Genomic DNA, 17,267 nt, shown 5'->3' on the forward strand with positions numbered 1-17,267 from the left:
TATAATATCTAAAAAGAGAATCTTATCAATTAGAACATATATAGAAACAAGTGACTTAAAAGGAGACGCTATATGGAAGAGATAGTAAAGAAAGAGCAAGCAAGTATGAATGATATTTTTTTGTATCTTAAAGCGAAATCAAACTCATTATATAAATTTGTAATATTATATAATGAGTTTATCAATAAGCCTAAAGATTATGGGACTGGGGAACTTATAAACATGGCTGAGGTGCATATGCTAACAGCGATTGAAGAAAATCCAGGAATAACTCCAACTCAATTAGCTAAAATGTGGAATAGAACTAAAGGTGCAATATCTCAGACTATATCTAAATTAGAGAAAAAAGGTTATATAACTAAAGAAAAAAAAGAAGGAAATGCAAAAACTATATTGCTATATCCGACAACATCAGGAGTAGAGTTAAGTAAGGCACATAAGCTATATGATACCATAGATGTTACAAGAACGTTTGAATACTTAATCAAAGAATGTACATTAGAGGAAATAGATAGTTTTTATAAAGTAATTGATTTGTTTATTAATTTATTAGAAGAATCTCCACAGGAAAATAATGATTCTGAAAAAGAGTAGCTAAGATTGAAACTAAATAGAAAGAAATAGATGATATATAGCTAATATATGGAGGTAGTGATTAAGTATATATTATATGAAGATAAAATATAATACTTATAGAATTAAAAAGTTTAGTGGTTTAAAGTTTAACTGCTAAACTTTTTTGATGTTTAGAATCTAGTATTATATAATTTGTTACAAATAAAAAAATTTCAATAGATTAATATGAAAATAGAAATATAAATAGAAAAATGCTATAACTTATCGACTTAATGCAGAAAAAAATTAAAATGATTGAGAAAAACAAAAATGAAAACGTTTTATATTGACATGGGGAAAAAGTAGTGCTACTATTTAAATATAGTTTAGACGCTAAACTATATTTAAATTATAATAACTATTTTAGGGGGATGTTATGAATTTAAAACAATTAAGTGAAAAATATGAAGACTATGTAATTCAGATGAGAAGAGAATTCCATAAGTATCCAGAATTATCTTTTAAAGAAATAAGAACAGCTCAAAGAATAAGGGAAGAACTACAAAAAATAGGGGTACCTTTTGTATCTATTGAACCAAATATTGTAATAGCTACGATAAAAGGTAAAAAAGAAGGTAAGACAATTGCAATTAGAGGAGATATAGATGCACTTCCAATGAAAGAAGATTCAGATGTAGAATACAAATCAGAATATGATGGAATAATGCACTCTTGTGGACATGATGCTCATGGAGCTATGTTACTAGGACTTGCACATATGTTAAATGATATAAAAGAAGATTTAGAAGGTAGAGTATTATTAGTTTTCCAAGCAGCTGAGGAAGTTGGTGGAGGACACAATGAGATAATACAGTACTTTAAGGAAAATGGAGGGCCAGATAGATTAATAGCTACTCATGTTTGGTCAAATATTGAAGCTGGTAAAATTTCTGTTGAACCAGGACCTCGTATGGCTGGTGGTTCTGGTTGGAGAATAGATATAACAGGTAGAGGTGGTCATGGTTCTAGACCGGATCAAAGTATAGACCCGATAAAGCCAGCTTGCGATATAGTTTTAAAAGTATCCTCTATACCAGTTAATCATGTAAGTGTACTAGAACAATGTGTTGTACATGCATGTGCAATACATGGAGGAACTACAATAGGAAATATTATTCCAAACAGTGCAGAGGTAATAGGTGGATACAGACATTTTACTGAAGAGTCAGGTAAAAAAGTGTTTGATACTATAAAGCAAATAAGTAAGGGTGTTGGACAAGTTTACGGAGTGGATGTGAAAGTTACTCATACTGGAGGTATAGGACCTGTTATAAATGATGAGGAAGCAGTTAAGATGGCTAAAGAAGTAGTTTCTAATATAGATGGATTAGAGTTAGATCCTTATGAGCCAATATGTGCATCAGATTGTTATGGTGAAATATTAAAAGAGTATTCCGGTTTTTATTGTTATCTAGGGGTAGGTAACAAAGAAAAAGGAATAATATATGCACAACATCATCCTAAGTACAATATAGATGAAGATACATTAAAGTTAGGTTTAGAATTTATGGCTAAGTATGCAGTTGAATTTTTAAATAAAAAATAATAACTAAAATAAATCTAATTTTATAAATGGGGGGATAAAAATGCAAAGTGCATTAAAGGAAGATAAGAAAAAAAGCGGTGGAGGATTTTTAGGGTGGATTGAAAGAGTTGGAAATAAAATGCCACATCCACTAGCATTATTTACATATATTACATTGATAGTAGTAGTATTATCTGCAATAGCAAGCTTTTTAGGTTTTTCAGCAACAAGCCCTGCTACAGGCAAGTTAATAGAAGTTATGAACTTAATAAGTGCAGAAGGTTTAGTACTATTTATGCAAGGGTTTGTTAAGAACTTCCAAAACTTCCCTGTACTGGGGGTAGTTCTAGTTATGGCAGTTGCAACAGGGGTTTGTGAAAAAACAGGATTTTTTTCAACTGCTATAAAAATGAGTTTATCAAAAGTTAAGGGGAATGCGGTTGTATTTATAATAGCTTTTATAGGAGTATTTGCTAATCAAGCTGGTGATGCTGCTTTCGTATTAGTACCAACTCTTGCAGGGGCAATATTTTATGGATTAGGTAGAAATCCATTAGCTGGTATATTTTGTGGATTTGCATCAGTTGGTGGTGGATTTGCAACAGCTGTAATTCCTGGGGGATGGGATGTTACGCTAACACCAATAACTGTATCAGCAGCTCAAACTATTCAACCTGCGTTTGATATGACATTATTAGCTAGTTATTATGCACTATTTGTGTCTGCATTTATAGTAGCTATAGTATCAACAATAGTAACTGTTAAATTTATAGAACCTAAATTAGGTAAATATACTGGTAAGCCAGAAGGCATGGATGATAATCAAGGTTTTGAGGTTACAAAAGAACAAGCAAAAGCAGCGAAGTCAGCAGGTTTTACCGTGTTAGCTTACGTAGCATTATTAGTTGCTTTATGTATACCGGCTAATAGTTTTTTAAGAAGTCCAGAAGGTTCTTTAATATTTGGGGCACCACTTATGTCTTGCTTACAGTTTTTTATAGTGATACTATTCTTTTTACCAGGGATTGTGTATGGAATGAAGGTTGGTAAAATCAAGACTGTAAAAGACTTAAATGATATATTATGTCAATCAATGGCAACAATGACACCGTTTATCGTACTTGCAATAGTTATAGGTCAGTTCTTAACACTATTTTCAGTGTCTAACCTAGCACAGGTACTAGCTATAAAAGGTGGAGCATTGCTTAACTCATTGCCATTACCACCGCAAGCTATAATACTGCTATTTTTGGTGCTAGTAGCATTTATAAATATATTTGTTATAAGTGGAAGTACAAAATGGATGATATTTGGACCAGTATTTGTTCCGATGTTAATGCAATTAAACATACATCCAGCATTTACTCAGTTTGTATATAGATTAGGGGATTCTGTAACTAATCATTTATCACCATTAAATGCATTCTTTATAATACTTTTAGCAACAGTTCAAAAATACGATAAAAATGCAGGTATGGGAACTATATTCTCAGCTATGATACCTTACACTATAGGATACTTTGCAGTGCTTGCAGTTTTAGTAGTAGTTTGGATGACAATAGGTATACCAGTAGGAATAGGTGGACAAGTTTGGTTATAAAACACATTTAATAATTTTGGGAGGAAAGAAAATGGAAACAACTGAAGTAAGATACAATTTTGATGAGGTAATAGATAGAAGTGGAACAAACTGCCTTAAATATGATCTTAAGACTCAATTTATGCCAGGGTCTTCAGAAGATGCACTACCACTATGGGTAGCAGATATGGATTTTGCATGTGCTCCTGAGATAATTAATGCAATGCATGAAAGAATAGACAGAAAAATATTTGGATATAGTTCTCAACAAACTGATGATTATTATGAAGCTGTATGCGGATGGTTTAAGAGAAGATTTGATTGGAAAATAGAAAAAGAGAATATATTCTTTAGCCCAGGGGTTGTACCTGCATTAGGCTTTTTCATACAAATATTGACACAAAAGGGTGATGGTATAATAATAGAAAAACCTGTATACTATCCTTTTGAAGCTAAGATAACTAATAATGAAAGAAAAGTAGTCAATAGTCCTTTAAAGTTTGAAGATGGTCATTATTCTATGGATTATGATGGATTTGAAGAGTTGGCTAAAGATGAAAATAATAAGGTGTTTATATTATGTAGTCCTCATAACCCAGTTGGTAGGGTATGGAAAAAAGAAGAGCTTAGAAAAATAGTAGATATATGTAAGAAATATGATTTATGGATAATATCTGATGAAATACACTGTGATATTATTCGTAAAGGTGAAAAGCACATACCATTAGAAGTAGCATGCCCTGATTATAAGGACAGAATAATAACTTGTACAGCTCCAAGTAAGAGTTTTAACTTAGCTGGTATGCAATTATCAAATATAGTAATAAATAATAAAGAATTACAAGAAAAATGGATACTTGAAACAGATGCTAAATTAGCCATATTCTTACCCAATCCATTTGCAATAGTTGCTACTAAAGTTGCTTATAATGATTGTGAAGATTGGATGAATCAAGTAAATGAGTATATAGATAACAATATTAAATATGTAGAAGATTTTGTTAATGAGCATATGCCTAAAGTAAAAATGATAAAATCTCAAGGGACTTACTTAGTTTGGTTAGACTTTAGAGGGTATGGGTTGGATGCAAAACAGCTTGAAGATATAATGTTTAACAAGGCGAAGGTATTGCTAGATGAAGGATACATATTTGGAGAAGAAGGAGCAGGATTTGAAAGAATAAATGTTGCTTCACCTAGACCAATTATAGAAGAATGTATGAATAGAATAAGAAGTGCATTTGAAGGATTATAAAGTAATATCTAAAAATAATATATTTGCGTATTTAAAAAAGACTATGCTTTGAAATATTTCAGAGCATAGTCTTTGAAAGTTTTGGGATGATTTTAAAAAATTTCAAAGCGTGACTGTTGTTGATAATCTTCACTTAGATGTTTACATTAGAAATGATTTTTTCTAAAGTTGCACTTTTATAGATAGAGCATCACCAATATCATGTGTAACTAAAATAGTGGACTTATTCTCATTTTTAATAATACTATAAACATCATCACAAACTAATAATCTAGTCTGATAATCAAGAGCTGAAAAAGGTTCATCTAAAAGTAAAATATCTGGATTTACAGAAAGTGTTCTAATAAGGGCAACTCTTTGTCTCATACCTCCAGATAATTCTTTTGGATACATACTTCTAAAATCCCATAATCCATAAGTCTTTAAAAGGCTTTCAACTCTATCTAAAGATTTTTTATCTTTTTTGCTTTGAATTTCTAATCCAATAGTTATATTATCCATTATATTTCTCCATTCAAGCAAATTATCTTTTTGAAACATATATCCAATATTTCCAGTAATCTTTATATCGCCACTAGTCGGTTTTAAAAGATTAGTAAGAATATTTAAGATTGTAGATTTACCACTTCCAGAAGGACCAAGCAAAGTTAATATTTCTCCTTCTTTCAAGTTAAAATTGATATCCTTTAATACTTCAAGCTCGCCTTCCTTAGTGTAGAAGTTCATATTTATATTTTTAACTTCTACTATGTTGTCATTCATTATGCCACCCCCTATAACTTTTAGCTCGTATATATTATGTTATTAACAATATGACCTATTTGTACCATTTTTCATAAATATAATATAAATATTTTGTTTATTTACGTATTTTCTTAGTAACTTGTACGTATAAATTATAGATAAATAAATTATAAGGTAGGGGATAAAATTGAGTAACATAATAACTAATTTAATAGAGTCAATATTTACTAATCCAATAACTATATTGTTTTTACTTGCAATAACTGTATATTCTGTTTTTAAAATACTAGAAAATAACAGAGTATATTCATTTGTAAGTTCAAAATTAGAAGAAATCAATAGAGATTATAAAACGAGTGAGTTTTATAAAAAGGTAAGGGATGATTACTATGTATATAGTAAAGAAAATCCTTATGCAGACGTAAATATAACTTCATTCATAGAAGAAGTTGTATCTGATTTAAAGCATAATAATTTGCCATTGTTAGAGAAGATTAGAAGCATAAAAAATTCATCTTCAATAAGTATATTACTTGGAGTTTTAGGTACATTTGTTGGGCTTTCTGCAATGCTTTTATGTGTTGATACTAAAGACATTATAAATTCACTTCCTTCAACTATTAGTAGTATGCAAACTGCATTTACAACTAGTATATTTGGAGTTGTATTTTCTCTAATTATAGGTTACTTTACTAAGATAAAAGATTGTGAACATGTTTTGATACAAATAATGTTAAAGTCTGAAAATTTATTAACATCTGAGATAACTCATTTTAAATCAGAAAGAATGGATTTAAAAGTAGAAGATGTAAAAAATACTATAAAACAAATAAGTAAGTCTATAGAAGCTATTGAAAAATTTGATAAAATATCTAAAGATTTAAATGACTTTAATGATGAATTTATCAGCGGTATAGAAGCTTTAAAAAGCCTTCTAGAAGGTTCTCAGAGTTCTATTAAGACATTTGACCAGAGTGTAAGAAAATTAGATAAACAGTTTAATATTTTAAATCTAAAATTTGTAAAGTTGTTTGATAAATACGATAATCAAGATAATATAAATAAAGAGATTTTATTTGACATAAAAGAATCTTCAAAAAATATATATAATGCGACTGAAAGCCAGTTCAAAATTAGAGATTATATAAAAAATATAAATGCAGGATTTGCTCTATATGAAAGAAGTGCTCAAGATTTATTAACTAAATTAATGACTCATGAAAGTAAAATATCTCAAAATCAAAAAATCCTTTTAGATGAAAAATTTACATTAGATGACTCAATAAAAAATCTTTCAAGTATTATTGAAAACTTTTCTAATGACCTACAAGTTAAACTGGATATAATGTTTGAGAATTCTTTAGATATTCAAGATAAGTTAGATGTTATGTTTAATAATTCTTTTATGCACGATGAAGTTCCTCTTGATAGTGAAGAATTATTTAATGATGATGTTGATAGTGTATTTAATCCTTTTAGTGAGGAGATTTATGAGATAGAAGGTAAAGAAATAAAGGTCGTAGGTGAGGATGAGTTAAATGAATAATAAATATAGAAGAACTATTAACAGAGAATTTGAAAAGAGTAGTTTTTGGCCAACATTTACAGATTTATTATCTACTGTATTGATGGTTGTGATTCTTATCCTATTTAGCTCAGAAAGTATTTCAGGTTCTGTCGAACAAGATTTAGCTAAAAACGTCAATGCTTCTGTTGAGGAAACCTTTAAAAAAAGCGGAATACCTGTGAAAGTAGATAAAACTAATGGTCAAGTAACTTTTGGTGAAAGAACTATGTTTGATGTAGATAGTGATGTTTTAAAACCAGAGGCCAAAGAAATGTTAAAAATGTTCGTTCCAAAGTACATAGAAACTATTTATAAGGATTATGGTGATTATATATCCAAAATAGTTATAGAGGGTCATACAGATGATGTGGGAAGTTATATATACAACTTAGATTTATCGCAAAGAAGAGCATATAGCGTTGCCAAATTTATAGTAGGAGATGAAATAGGTGATTATAAATACAAAGATAAAGTGACTAAACATATTATCGCAATAGGAAGATCAAAAGCTGAACTCATAAAAAATGGCGATAATAATGTAAATAGAGATGCATCTAGAAGAGTAGAACTAAAATATGAAATAAATATTAATCAAACTAAATAATTAAATTTTTGTAAAAAAAAAGAAGGCAGTTGGTGTGAGCTTTAAGCCTTCTTTAAGGAAAAAGTTTATTTATTTTTGTTGATACTTAACATATTATAGTTTTTGGGAGAAGTTTGCAATATATCAAACGTAAATGGTCGTTTAAAATGCATAACTGGGTACTACTGATGTAAAATGTTTCATTTTATATAATATAAAACTTATACAGTGTCAATTTTCTATGTTATTGTACTATAATCTATTATTTAAAATATTATGTAAAAAAATATCATAAAAACGCATATCATGTTATAATTACTAGTATATTGTGAATATGGAGGCGTAGTTTGTGATAGAAAGAAGTATAAAAAATAAAAAAAATTCTAAAATTAAAGCTTTGATACTTTTATTGATAGTATTTACATCAATTTATTTAACTGGTTGTGCTACATCAAACAACGGAAATAATCAATCAAATAATCAAGATTCTTTATCTAGTAGTATATCAAGCGATAAGAATGTAAAAATTCATTTTATTAACACTGGAAATAGTGATGCAATATTAATTCAAGATGGCAAAACTTTTACATTGATAGATGGGGGAGATAACGACGATGAGAATTTAATGGTAGACTATCTAAATAATCAAGGTGTAAAAGATATTAAATATCTTATAGCTACCCATTCTCATGCAGACCATTTAGGTGGACTTGATTCTGTTGTCAAAAACTTCAATATAGAAAATGTTTTTGTATCGAACGGCTCAGCAGAAACAAAGAGTTATAGAGATTTTATAAATGCTTTGGCAAATAAAGATTTATCTCCAAGTGTACCACTTGAAAATAATAAGTTTTATTTAGAAGATTCTTATTTTGAAGTTTTAAATACAAATGGAGGAGATACTACTAATGAGCAATCTCTAGTCCTTGTATATACTAATGGGAATGATAAAGTTTTATTTACAGGTGATGCTGAAGAAGGCACTGAAAAAGAAATACTACCGAAACTTGGTAAAGTAGACCTTTTAAAAGTAGCTCATCATGGTTCTCGTAGCAGTTCATCTCAAGAGTTTTTGAATAAAGTAGACCCTGAATATGCAGTTCTTTTAGTAGGCAAGGGCAATTCATATGGTCATCCACACCAGGAGACAATGAATAAATTAGAAAAAATGGGAGTAAAAGTACATAGAAGCGATGAATGTTCAGATATAATATTTGAATCAACAGGTGATGGAGTATTTACAAGTTGTGAAGATGGAAGTTATAACAAAGGTGTTAGGGAAGATGGAAACTATGGAAAATCAAACAGTAATACAAGTAAAAATGATTCTTTTAAAAATAAACAAAATACATCCAATTCAGAAGAAATAGTGTATTTTACTCCAAAAGGTAAGAGTTATCACTCTACAAAAAATTGTAGTGGGCTTTCAAGAAGTAAAAAAATATTATCAGGCACAATTGCAGAAAGTAAGAAAAATGACCCATGTGATATATGTTATGGAAAATAACAAAAAAACAACCAATTTATCTATAAAGCTTCTGAACTTTAAATCATTTAAAAAATAAAATAAATACATAAAAAAATAAGCTATAATCAATAGATAACACATTTTATCTATACGAATAGCTTATTTTTTTATGTATTTTTTAATAGCTATTTAATAACTCTAAATACACCAGTTACAATACCTACAATTTCAACTTCTGAGTCATTGAGCATAATTGGTTCCATAAAATCATTTTCTGGCTGAAGTCTTATTAAATTTCCTTCTTTAAAAAACCTCTTAACTGTAGCAGATTCACCATTTATAAGTGCAACTACTATCTGAGAATTTAAGGCTGTATTTTTTTTGTCTACTACAACGTAATCTTCATCTAAAATTCCTGCATTAATCATACTTTCGCCTTTTACTCTTAATACAAAATTATTACTGCCCTTTACTAAACTGGCAGGGAATGGAATGTATTCCTCTATGTTTTGTTGAGCTAAAATGGGTTCTCCAGCTGTTATTTGACCTACTAAAGGGAGTTCTATTATTTCTTGATTAGCTCCAGAAACATCATTTACTTTACTACGTTCTAAAACTTCAATAGCTCTTGGTTTAGTAGGGTCCTTTCTTATGTATCCCAGTTTTTCAAGTTTATTTAGATGAGAGTGCACAGTTGAAGTAGATCTTAATCCTACAGCAGTACATATTTCTCTTACAGCAGGTGGATAACCTTTTAATGTGATTTGAGACTTTATAAATTCCAATATCAAGACTTGCTTTTCAGTTAGATCTAAATACATAACATCACTCATTTCCAAACATATTTTGTTTTTATTTCCATACACTTTATATTTTTAATTATAACATAATCCATTTATATCTGCAAACATTTGTTCCTAATTTTTAATCGTCCTCAATCCATTCAAAATTCTTAACTATATCACGTTTTACGTTTTTCTTATGAGCTGCATAAAGCTGAGTAGTTGTGACATTATCGTGGTCAAGTAAGTTTTGAACATCATATATAGAAAATCCTGTTTGGATTAGAGAAGTCGCAGCTGTTGCTCTTAGTTTGTGAGGACTATATCCATTATTTCTAGTAGTATCAAGTGGAATAGATGTATATTTTTTTACTAGTGTTCTTATAGCTTTTGCTGTAATTCTCTTATTTTGAAGAGATAAAAATAAAGCATCTTTTTCCTCATCATTTAATAAATCATCCCTTGTTCTTTCGTTTTGCAAATAGTCTTTTATTACATGTTCACAAGTATGATTTATAGGCATTAAAACTTCTTTTCCACGCTTTCTATATATTTTAAATTCACCTCTTGAAAAATTGAAAGAGGAGATATTGAGTTCTCTAAGTTCATTTAATCTAAGCCCATATGTAACAAATAAGGCCAATATAGCTTTATCACGTAACTTAGTTTTTCTCCAGTATACCTTTTCTTTTTCTGTAAGACCTTCACCTGTTTCTACTGATTCAAGCATCTTAGCAACTTCATCTATCTCAAGGCGCTTAATAGCATCTGGCTGGGGTTTAGGAAGCTTTATTGGATTGAACCCATCAGTTATATTATTATCTATTTGAGAGTTTCTGTATAAGAATTTAAATAGAGTAGAGATGGATGATTTTTTTCTTGCCAAAGCTCTATTGTTATTTTCAAAAATTAATGTATTTTTTTCTGTATTTTTATAATATCTACTACAATAGTCACCTAAGAATAAATTTATATCTCTTGATTTTATTTTATTAAAATCATCTTCTGTAATATCTTTTATACAATCTGCATTTGTTAATTCTTTGGTTTCAATCAAATATGAGCAGAAAAAATTTATGTCTTCTAAATAAGCAAGTCGTGTGGAAACTGCAACAGAACCTTTTAGATATATAAAATAGTCCTTCATAAACACGGGAAGTTTATTTTCCAAAAGTAGACATTTTTCTATGAGTTCATTTTCTTTGATGACAATATTGTCAGGTTTATCTGATTTATTATGTACTTTTATAATTTTCTTATCATTATTCAAAATTAAACCTCCTAAAACTAAAATATAAATCTTTTATATTATTTTTTGATATTTATACCAAGTGAGTATAAATATTTAATTTAATCATTTTTTACATTTTTTACATTTTTAAGAGATTAGCAGTGCTTTAGATGAAATTATAACTAACTATTCCCTAAATCCACATTTAAAGACTAGTTTAATTTAAGTACTCTTTTTTTATTTCTCAATATATTTATAGAAATATTTTAAAATATATTGAGAAATTTTTTATGCTCTACTAAAATCTTTTTTATATAATATTTTTATATGTTTCTAACGAAACCAAATATTAGTAAAATATGTATTTATTTAACTAAAGTTTTTAAATGGGCTGACTAAGCTTAAAATATAGGATATTATGAGAGTTACTATTGAAAAAATAAACCCTATTGCCATAAAGAAACTTATAAATATGTTATACTTAACTATTAAACTGGATATATTCAAGTTATCAAATCCAAATAAGTATGTAATTGAACTTATTACAAAAATAACTATAACTATAAAGCTCAGACCATTTAAGCTATTTTTTAAATCAGCACTACTAAGTGACATATGTGTAGATATAGAATACATTAAAAACATAAATATAAAATACTTCAATGAATATACACTAGGTGTTAACAACATTATTCTTATAAAATTGGAAATATCACCTAAAATAATGTGTATAAAACCATTTATATTTAAATTATTAATCATACTTACATATAACTTTAAATCTATATTTTGAGTCACTTTCATATAACTATCTGGCAGTAATATCTTAAAAATTAAAATAATCATTATTGTTCCACCTATAATAGGTGCAATTCCTATAAAGAAATTTCCTATACTTTGATAAAGATTATCTTTTTTATAGCTATGACTTACATATCCTAGTATACCATCATTTTTACTTTCTATTGGTCTGAAAAACTTAACTGAATTTATTTTATGCATGAAAATCAAACACATTCTGAACCTCCCATGACTAAAGTCACAAGGTTCCTGCTTCATAGAATTTTGCATACTAAAATATGTATTCTCCACAGGCTATCCCCGTAGTTCCTACGGTTCTTACATACGTTATTTATTTTGAATTGTTATTAGTCTTAATCCTTCTTTTAATATATTTATACTTGCATTTATATCTCTATCGTGAGTTTCATTACAACTAGGACAAATCCATTCTCTTATATTTAAGTTCTTAACTTCCTCGTTTTTATACCCACATTTATTGCATATTTGTGAACTTGCAAAGAATTTGCCTACTTTTACAATTTTTCTACCATACCAATTAGCCTTGTATTCTAATTGACGAACAAATTCTGACCATGATACATCAGAAATTAAGCGAGATAGTTTATGATTTCTAATCATATCCTCTGTAAATCTTCTATGCAAATAATATCATTCTCTTTTATTAATTTAGTAGATAGTTTTTGTAGAAAATCATTTCTTTGATTAGCTATATGTTCTTGAAGTCTTGCAACTTTTAATCTTGCTTTATTTCTATTTAAACTACCGATTGTCTTTCTCGATAATTCTCTTTGTAATTTAGCAAGTTTGTTTAATGACTTCTTAAGATACTTAGGATTTTCTATAAATTCTCCACAACTTGAGATACAAAATTCTTTAATTCCTAAATCTAAACCTATATGATTATTAGTATTTTCAAATGCTTCAATATCTACATCAGTACAACATAATGATACATAATATCTACCACTTGGTTCTTTAGATATAGTAGCATTAAGTATTCTACCTTTAGGTACTTGTTTATCCCTTATCTTAACCATACCAAGTTTAGGTAGTTTTATATGTTGACCACAATACATAATGTTCCCATTTGTAAAGTTAGTTTTATATGAAAATCTATTAGTTTTCTTTGATTTAAATTTAGGAAATCCTGCCTTTTCTTTAAAGAATTTTTCATATGCGTTTTCTAAATCTTTTAAGGCGTTTTGTAGTGAAAATTTGTCAGGTTCCTTAAGCCAATTTAATTCTTTTTTTAAATTGGTCAAATCAGAACTACACTGTTTATAAGTAAAAGTTTCTTTATCTTTTTTATAAACTTCTATTCTTTTAGCAAGATACTTATTATATACAAATCTACAACATCCAAAAGTTTTGTTAATTAACTCTTGTTGTTTTTTATTTGGATACATTCTAAACTTATAAGCTTTTTCCACTGCTATCACCTCACTTTAATTGTTTTTTGATACACTTTTTAATGATTTTATCATATTTAATATATTATATAATACTGTGGTGAACAATTTATTAATCACCTATCATAATATTAACAAATGTAATTATTTAAAACAATTATTTAGAAGGTTTTATATTTAATTTTAAATAACATATTTAAGAACCGTAAGTCTTAACTTTTATCATTTTTGAGGTTGTCGTTCACATAAGTTCGCTACTACCTATGCAGTTCTCTTATGAACTTCTTACACTTTCACGTAAGCACAGACTATATCTTATCCTTCGGTATTATCCGTTAAGGTCTACCCACTTCCACTACCGATAACTTGTAGTGTACTTCCCTCAAGAGGAATAGTCGTTGAAGTTTCTCCTATTCGGAGTTTACCTGCTGATTGCCCATTTTAAAGTACTTAGGGTTTAACCTTATACCATCTAATCAATTTTTTCTACTTTCGTAACTTTCACACTTAGGTTTATTTCATCCTTATGTTTTAGTTTGGTTAGCTTTAGGGGTTTCCAGCAATTCAAGTAGTATTGGATAGGTTCTATCCTATCTATACATATAGGTTTCCCTATATGCTGACTATTATAGCTACTAACTCATGACTAAAGTCACGAGTGTGCGTAGCTATTTTTTAATCAAATGACTCAATTCATGAACAAACGTTCCTATAGCTCCAGTTACAATAATTCCAGTTTTTCCAAAAGATGAAAAGATAAATTTATTATTTAGATTTTCTGTAATGCTAAAAATCAATCCAAATACAATAAATATTCCTATAAAACAAAAAATATTTATTACACTTATTTTTAAAATTTCGACTATATAAATCATAAGTTAAAGCCTCATGTAAAAGTATTTAACTACTCTACTTCATATCCATTACAGTTTAAAATTTTACAAGCATTTTCTATATCTTTTTCTTTTATTAAAATATAATCTGTATCATATGTAGAAATTGCAAATATACTTATTTTATTTTCTGCTAATAAGCTACTTAGCTTAGATAAAATTCCTACAAGTGAAAAATCTAAAGGACCTAGTATCTTAAGTATTCTCCATTCTTTTTCTGACTTAACATCAGAAGGAATATTATTATTTAAGCATACAACACTTAATTCATCATCAGTTCTAGTTATAGAGTAAAACCCTTCTGTATCTATCCATGTTGGTATTTTACTATCATTACTTAATCTACATACTGCATACTCTTCTAAAAATAATTTTAATTTCATAATGTGTATCTCCTCCAATCTTATTTGTTTACTTAAGATTATACATTAAAAGTTATATAAAATAAAACATATAAAGCAAAAAAGGTTCACTATAGCATCCTATTTCTATAGCCAACCTTTAAAACTTAATTAAATTCTAATAAAGAGATATATTATCTAGGTTCAATTATAAGTTTAATGGCTGTTTTCTTATCACCCTCGATTTCTATATCAGTAAATGCGGGAATGCAAACTAAATCCATTCCACTAGGTGCAACAAAACCTCTTGCTATTGCAATTGATTTTATCGCTTGATTTAGAGCTCCAGCTCCTATAGCTTGTATTTCTGCAATACCTCGTTCTCTCAGTACTCCAGCCAAGGCTCCAGCTACAGAATTAGGATTAGATTTTGATGAAACTTTTAGTACTTCCATTTCAACATCTCCTTGTTAATTTGTTAAAGTATCCATTACCTAAAGTACTAAATCATAATTGCCATTTACTAATTACAATCATCATTTAAAGTATACTTTTATAAAAATATACTTCTATAATCGTTTTAAGAAAACCTTTATTTTTTAAAACCATTTTATGCTGAAAAAACTACAAATTTCTTTATATTCTATAAGCATTTTCCAATATTTCTAAATTTATTATATCTTTGAGTCATAATTTCTTCTTTATCCATATCTTTATAATGATTTAATCTTTCTAAAATATAAGCTTTTATTTCCTTTGAAACAGCTTCTATATCTTTTTGTGCTCCTCCAAGAGGTTCTTTTATAATCTTATCTATTATTTTTAAATCATATAAATCGTTGCTTGTAAGCTTCATAACATCACAAGCTTCTTTAGCTTTAGATGAATCTTTAAATAAAATACTAGAAAGCCCTTCAGGTGAAATTACAGAATAAACTGAATGTTCTAACATACAAACATCATTGCCCACTCCAATACCTAAAGCTCCTCCACTACCACCTTCACCAATTACAAAAGTGATTACTGGAACAGAAAGTTTACTCATTTCGAGTAAGTTTCTTGCAATAGCTTCTCCTTGTCCTCTTTCTTCTGCTTCTAGGCCACAAAAAGCTCCTGATGTATCAATAAATGTTATTATCGGTCTATTAAATTTTTCAGCTTGTTTCATAAGTCTTAACGCTTTTCTATATCCCTCTGGATGAGGCATTCCAAAATTTCTTTTTATATTTTCTTTTGTATCTCTTCCTTTTTGGTGACCAACTATAGTGACATTAAATCTTCCTATCTGACCGATTCCTCCAACTATAGAAGGGTCATCTTTAAAAAGCCTATCTCCATGAAGCTCTAAAAAATTAGAACAAATATGTTCTATGTATTCCAACGTCGTAGGTCTTTTTATATCTCTACTTAACATTACCTTCTCATATGGTGATAGATGTGAAAAGGCATCTTCTTTAAGCTTTTCCAATTTCTCATTAAGTGAATTTATTTTATCGCTTAAATCTATATTATTTGCCTCAGAAATAGTTATTAATTGTTTAATATCATTTTCCAAAACCTTTATTTTTTCACTATTATTTTCAATCAAAACAGTTCCTCCTTCATGCCCTATTTCTTGTGCATAGCAAGAATTTGATATAATACTTCCTTCATTTTTCTTCTATCTACTATCATGTCAATAAAACCTTTTTCAAGTAAAAACTCAGAAGTTTGAAATCCTTCAGGAAGTTTTTGATTTATTGTTTGTTCTATTACTCTTGGACCTGCAAAACCTATCAAGGTATTTGGCTCAGAAATTATAATATCTCCAAGCATAGCAAAACTAGCAGTTACTCCTCCAGTAGTAGGGTCAGTTAGAACTGATACATATGGTAATGATTTTTCTTCAAGTTTAGAAAGTGCTTGAGAAGTCTTTGCCATCTGCATAAGAGATACCATACCTTCTTGCATTCTAGCTCCTCCTGAAGCAGAACAAATAATTATAGGTAAATTATTTTCAGCAGCATATTCTATTGAATAAGTTATTTTCTCTCCAACAATAGAACCCATACTTCCCATCATAAAATCAGGATTCATTACACAAATAACTGTTTTAATTCCATTTATTCTTCCATAACCTGTGACAACAGCTTCTGACTCGTTTGTTTTTTCCTTATAAGAGTCTATTTTTTCTTTGTAGTTAGGAAAATTCAGTGGATTTTGAAATTCTACATCAGAATTAAATTCCATAAAAGTTCCCTTATCAATCAATAAGTTTATTCTTTTTCTTGCTCTTAAGCCATAATGTCTTGAACATTTTGGACATACAAATGAATTTTCTTCTATGTCCTTTCTAAATACATGACTATCACAACCTTTGCAATAGGTCCAAAATTTATCATCTACACTATTTTTTTTAAAGTTGTCATCTAAAGAAATCGTAACATACTTAGATTCTTTTGATGATAAAAATTTTTTTATCATAATCTATT

Annotated in this window: 14 protein-coding genes and 3 pseudogenes; 7 read left to right on the top strand and 10 right to left on the bottom strand. The window is 28.5% G+C overall.

All coding sequences use genetic code 11. From position 1 onward, the window contains the following. Nucleotides 1-72 precede the first annotated feature (72 nt). The 4 genes from JJC02_09270 (at nucleotide 73) to JJC02_09285 (ending at nucleotide 4,974) form a co-directional block, all read left to right on the top strand. Nucleotides 73-594, top strand: a complete 522-nt coding sequence (locus JJC02_09270) for a MarR family transcriptional regulator (protein ID UDN56315.1) — start codon at nucleotides 73-75, stop codon at nucleotides 592-594. A 397-nt stretch (nucleotides 595-991) separates the two neighbouring features. Continuing rightward, a complete protein-coding gene (locus JJC02_09275; protein ID UDN56316.1) occupies nucleotides 992-2,161 on the top strand; it encodes an amidohydrolase in 1,170 nt (389 codons plus the stop codon). Between the two features lie 40 nt (nucleotides 2,162-2,201). Further along, nucleotides 2,202-3,740 carry an AbgT family transporter gene (locus JJC02_09280; protein UDN56317.1) on the top strand — a complete coding sequence of 513 codons (1,539 nt, stop codon included), beginning with the start codon at nucleotides 2,202-2,204 and terminating at the stop codon, nucleotides 3,738-3,740. A 31-nt stretch (nucleotides 3,741-3,771) separates the two neighbouring features. Continuing rightward, nucleotides 3,772-4,974, top strand: coding sequence for a pyridoxal phosphate-dependent aminotransferase (locus JJC02_09285; protein ID UDN56318.1), 1,203 nt, complete (start codon nucleotides 3,772-3,774; stop codon nucleotides 4,972-4,974). A gap of 162 nt (nucleotides 4,975-5,136) precedes the next feature. Here JJC02_09285 and JJC02_09290 read toward each other — a convergent pair whose 3' ends face one another. Continuing rightward, nucleotides 5,137-5,736 (bottom strand): ATP-binding cassette domain-containing protein, encoded by a 600-nt coding sequence (locus JJC02_09290; protein ID UDN56319.1) that lies wholly within the window; start codon nucleotides 5,734-5,736, stop codon nucleotides 5,137-5,139. 169 nt (nucleotides 5,737-5,905) lie between these two features. Here JJC02_09290 and JJC02_09295 point away from each other — a divergent pair, with 169 nt between their 5' ends. From JJC02_09295 to JJC02_09305, 3 genes are all read left to right on the top strand, one after another. After that, on the top strand, nucleotides 5,906-7,264 hold the full coding sequence (locus JJC02_09295) for a hypothetical protein (protein UDN56320.1): 1,359 nt from the start codon (nucleotides 5,906-5,908) through the stop codon (nucleotides 7,262-7,264). Continuing rightward, nucleotides 7,257-7,889, top strand: coding sequence for an OmpA family protein (locus JJC02_09300; protein ID UDN56321.1), 633 nt, complete (start codon nucleotides 7,257-7,259; stop codon nucleotides 7,887-7,889). The genes JJC02_09295 and JJC02_09300 overlap by 8 nt, the downstream gene beginning before the upstream one ends. Before the next feature lie 328 nt (nucleotides 7,890-8,217). Next, nucleotides 8,218-9,375: an MBL fold metallo-hydrolase gene (locus tag JJC02_09305; GenBank protein ID UDN56322.1), complete on the top strand. Its 1,158-nt coding sequence runs from the start codon at nucleotides 8,218-8,220 to the stop codon at nucleotides 9,373-9,375. 146 nt (nucleotides 9,376-9,521) lie between these two features. Here the strand turns inward: JJC02_09305 and lexA are convergent, their stop codons facing one another. The 9 genes and pseudogenes from lexA to JJC02_09350 form a co-directional block, all read right to left on the bottom strand. Continuing rightward, nucleotides 9,522-10,157 (bottom strand): transcriptional repressor LexA, encoded by a 636-nt coding sequence (gene lexA / locus JJC02_09310; GenBank protein UDN56323.1) that lies wholly within the window; start codon nucleotides 10,155-10,157, stop codon nucleotides 9,522-9,524. A gap of 103 nt (nucleotides 10,158-10,260) precedes the next feature. Further along, nucleotides 10,261-11,388 (bottom strand): tyrosine-type recombinase/integrase, encoded by a 1,128-nt coding sequence (locus tag JJC02_09315; protein ID UDN56324.1) that lies wholly within the window; start codon nucleotides 11,386-11,388, stop codon nucleotides 10,261-10,263. 330 nt (nucleotides 11,389-11,718) lie between these two features. Next, nucleotides 11,719-12,366: pseudogene (locus JJC02_09320) on the bottom strand (hypothetical protein). A gap of 111 nt (nucleotides 12,367-12,477) precedes the next feature. After that, nucleotides 12,478-13,592: pseudogene (locus JJC02_09325) on the bottom strand (transposase). A 647-nt stretch (nucleotides 13,593-14,239) separates the two neighbouring features. Then, nucleotides 14,240-14,437, bottom strand: a pseudogene (locus tag JJC02_09330) (hypothetical protein). Between the two features lie 29 nt (nucleotides 14,438-14,466). Further along, the gene (locus JJC02_09335) at nucleotides 14,467-14,838 is read right to left on the bottom strand and encodes an ACT domain-containing protein (GenBank protein ID UDN56325.1); all 372 of its coding nucleotides are present in this window, start codon (nucleotides 14,836-14,838) and stop codon (nucleotides 14,467-14,469) included. A 152-nt stretch (nucleotides 14,839-14,990) separates the two neighbouring features. Next, nucleotides 14,991-15,251, bottom strand: coding sequence for a stage V sporulation protein S (locus tag JJC02_09340; GenBank protein ID UDN56326.1), 261 nt, complete (start codon nucleotides 15,249-15,251; stop codon nucleotides 14,991-14,993). A gap of 188 nt (nucleotides 15,252-15,439) precedes the next feature. Next, nucleotides 15,440-16,384 (bottom strand): acetyl-CoA carboxylase carboxyltransferase subunit alpha, encoded by a 945-nt coding sequence (locus JJC02_09345; GenBank protein ID UDN56327.1) that lies wholly within the window; start codon nucleotides 16,382-16,384, stop codon nucleotides 15,440-15,442. A gap of 20 nt (nucleotides 16,385-16,404) precedes the next feature. Continuing rightward, nucleotides 16,405-17,259, bottom strand: a complete 855-nt coding sequence (locus tag JJC02_09350; protein ID UDN56328.1) for an acetyl-CoA carboxylase carboxyltransferase subunit beta — start codon at nucleotides 17,257-17,259, stop codon at nucleotides 16,405-16,407. Nucleotides 17,260-17,267: the final 8 nt, after the last annotated feature.

The organism is Clostridioides sp. ES-S-0054-01 (assembly GCA_021561035.1).
Lineage (GTDB): Bacteria > Bacillota > Clostridia > Peptostreptococcales > Peptostreptococcaceae > Clostridioides.

Bases quoted from the DNA above. Each gene is read 5' to 3' on its own strand.
- JJC02_09270 (UDN56315.1), top strand. From the start codon at position 73: ATGGAAGAGATAGTAAAGAAAGAGCAAGCAAGTATGAATGATATTTTT.
- JJC02_09275 (UDN56316.1), top strand. From the start codon at position 992: ATGAATTTAAAACAATTAAGTGAAAAATATGAAGACTATGTAATTCAG.
- JJC02_09280 (UDN56317.1), top strand. From the start codon at position 2,202: ATGCAAAGTGCATTAAAGGAAGATAAGAAAAAAAGCGGTGGAGGATTT.
- JJC02_09285 (UDN56318.1), top strand. From the start codon at position 3,772: ATGGAAACAACTGAAGTAAGATACAATTTTGATGAGGTAATAGATAGA.
- JJC02_09290 (UDN56319.1), bottom strand. From the start codon at position 5,736: ATGAATGACAACATAGTAGAAGTTAAAAATATAAATATGAACTTCTAC.
- JJC02_09300 (UDN56321.1), top strand. From the start codon at position 7,257: ATGAATAATAAATATAGAAGAACTATTAACAGAGAATTTGAAAAGAGT.
- lexA (UDN56323.1), bottom strand. From the start codon at position 10,157: ATGTATTTAGATCTAACTGAAAAGCAAGTCTTGATATTGGAATTTATA.
- JJC02_09335 (UDN56325.1), bottom strand. From the start codon at position 14,838: ATGAAATTAAAATTATTTTTAGAAGAGTATGCAGTATGTAGATTAAGT.
- JJC02_09340 (UDN56326.1), bottom strand. From the start codon at position 15,251: ATGGAAGTACTAAAAGTTTCATCAAAATCTAATCCTAATTCTGTAGCT.
- JJC02_09350 (UDN56328.1), bottom strand. From the start codon at position 17,259: ATGATAAAAAAATTTTTATCATCAAAAGAATCTAAGTATGTTACGATT.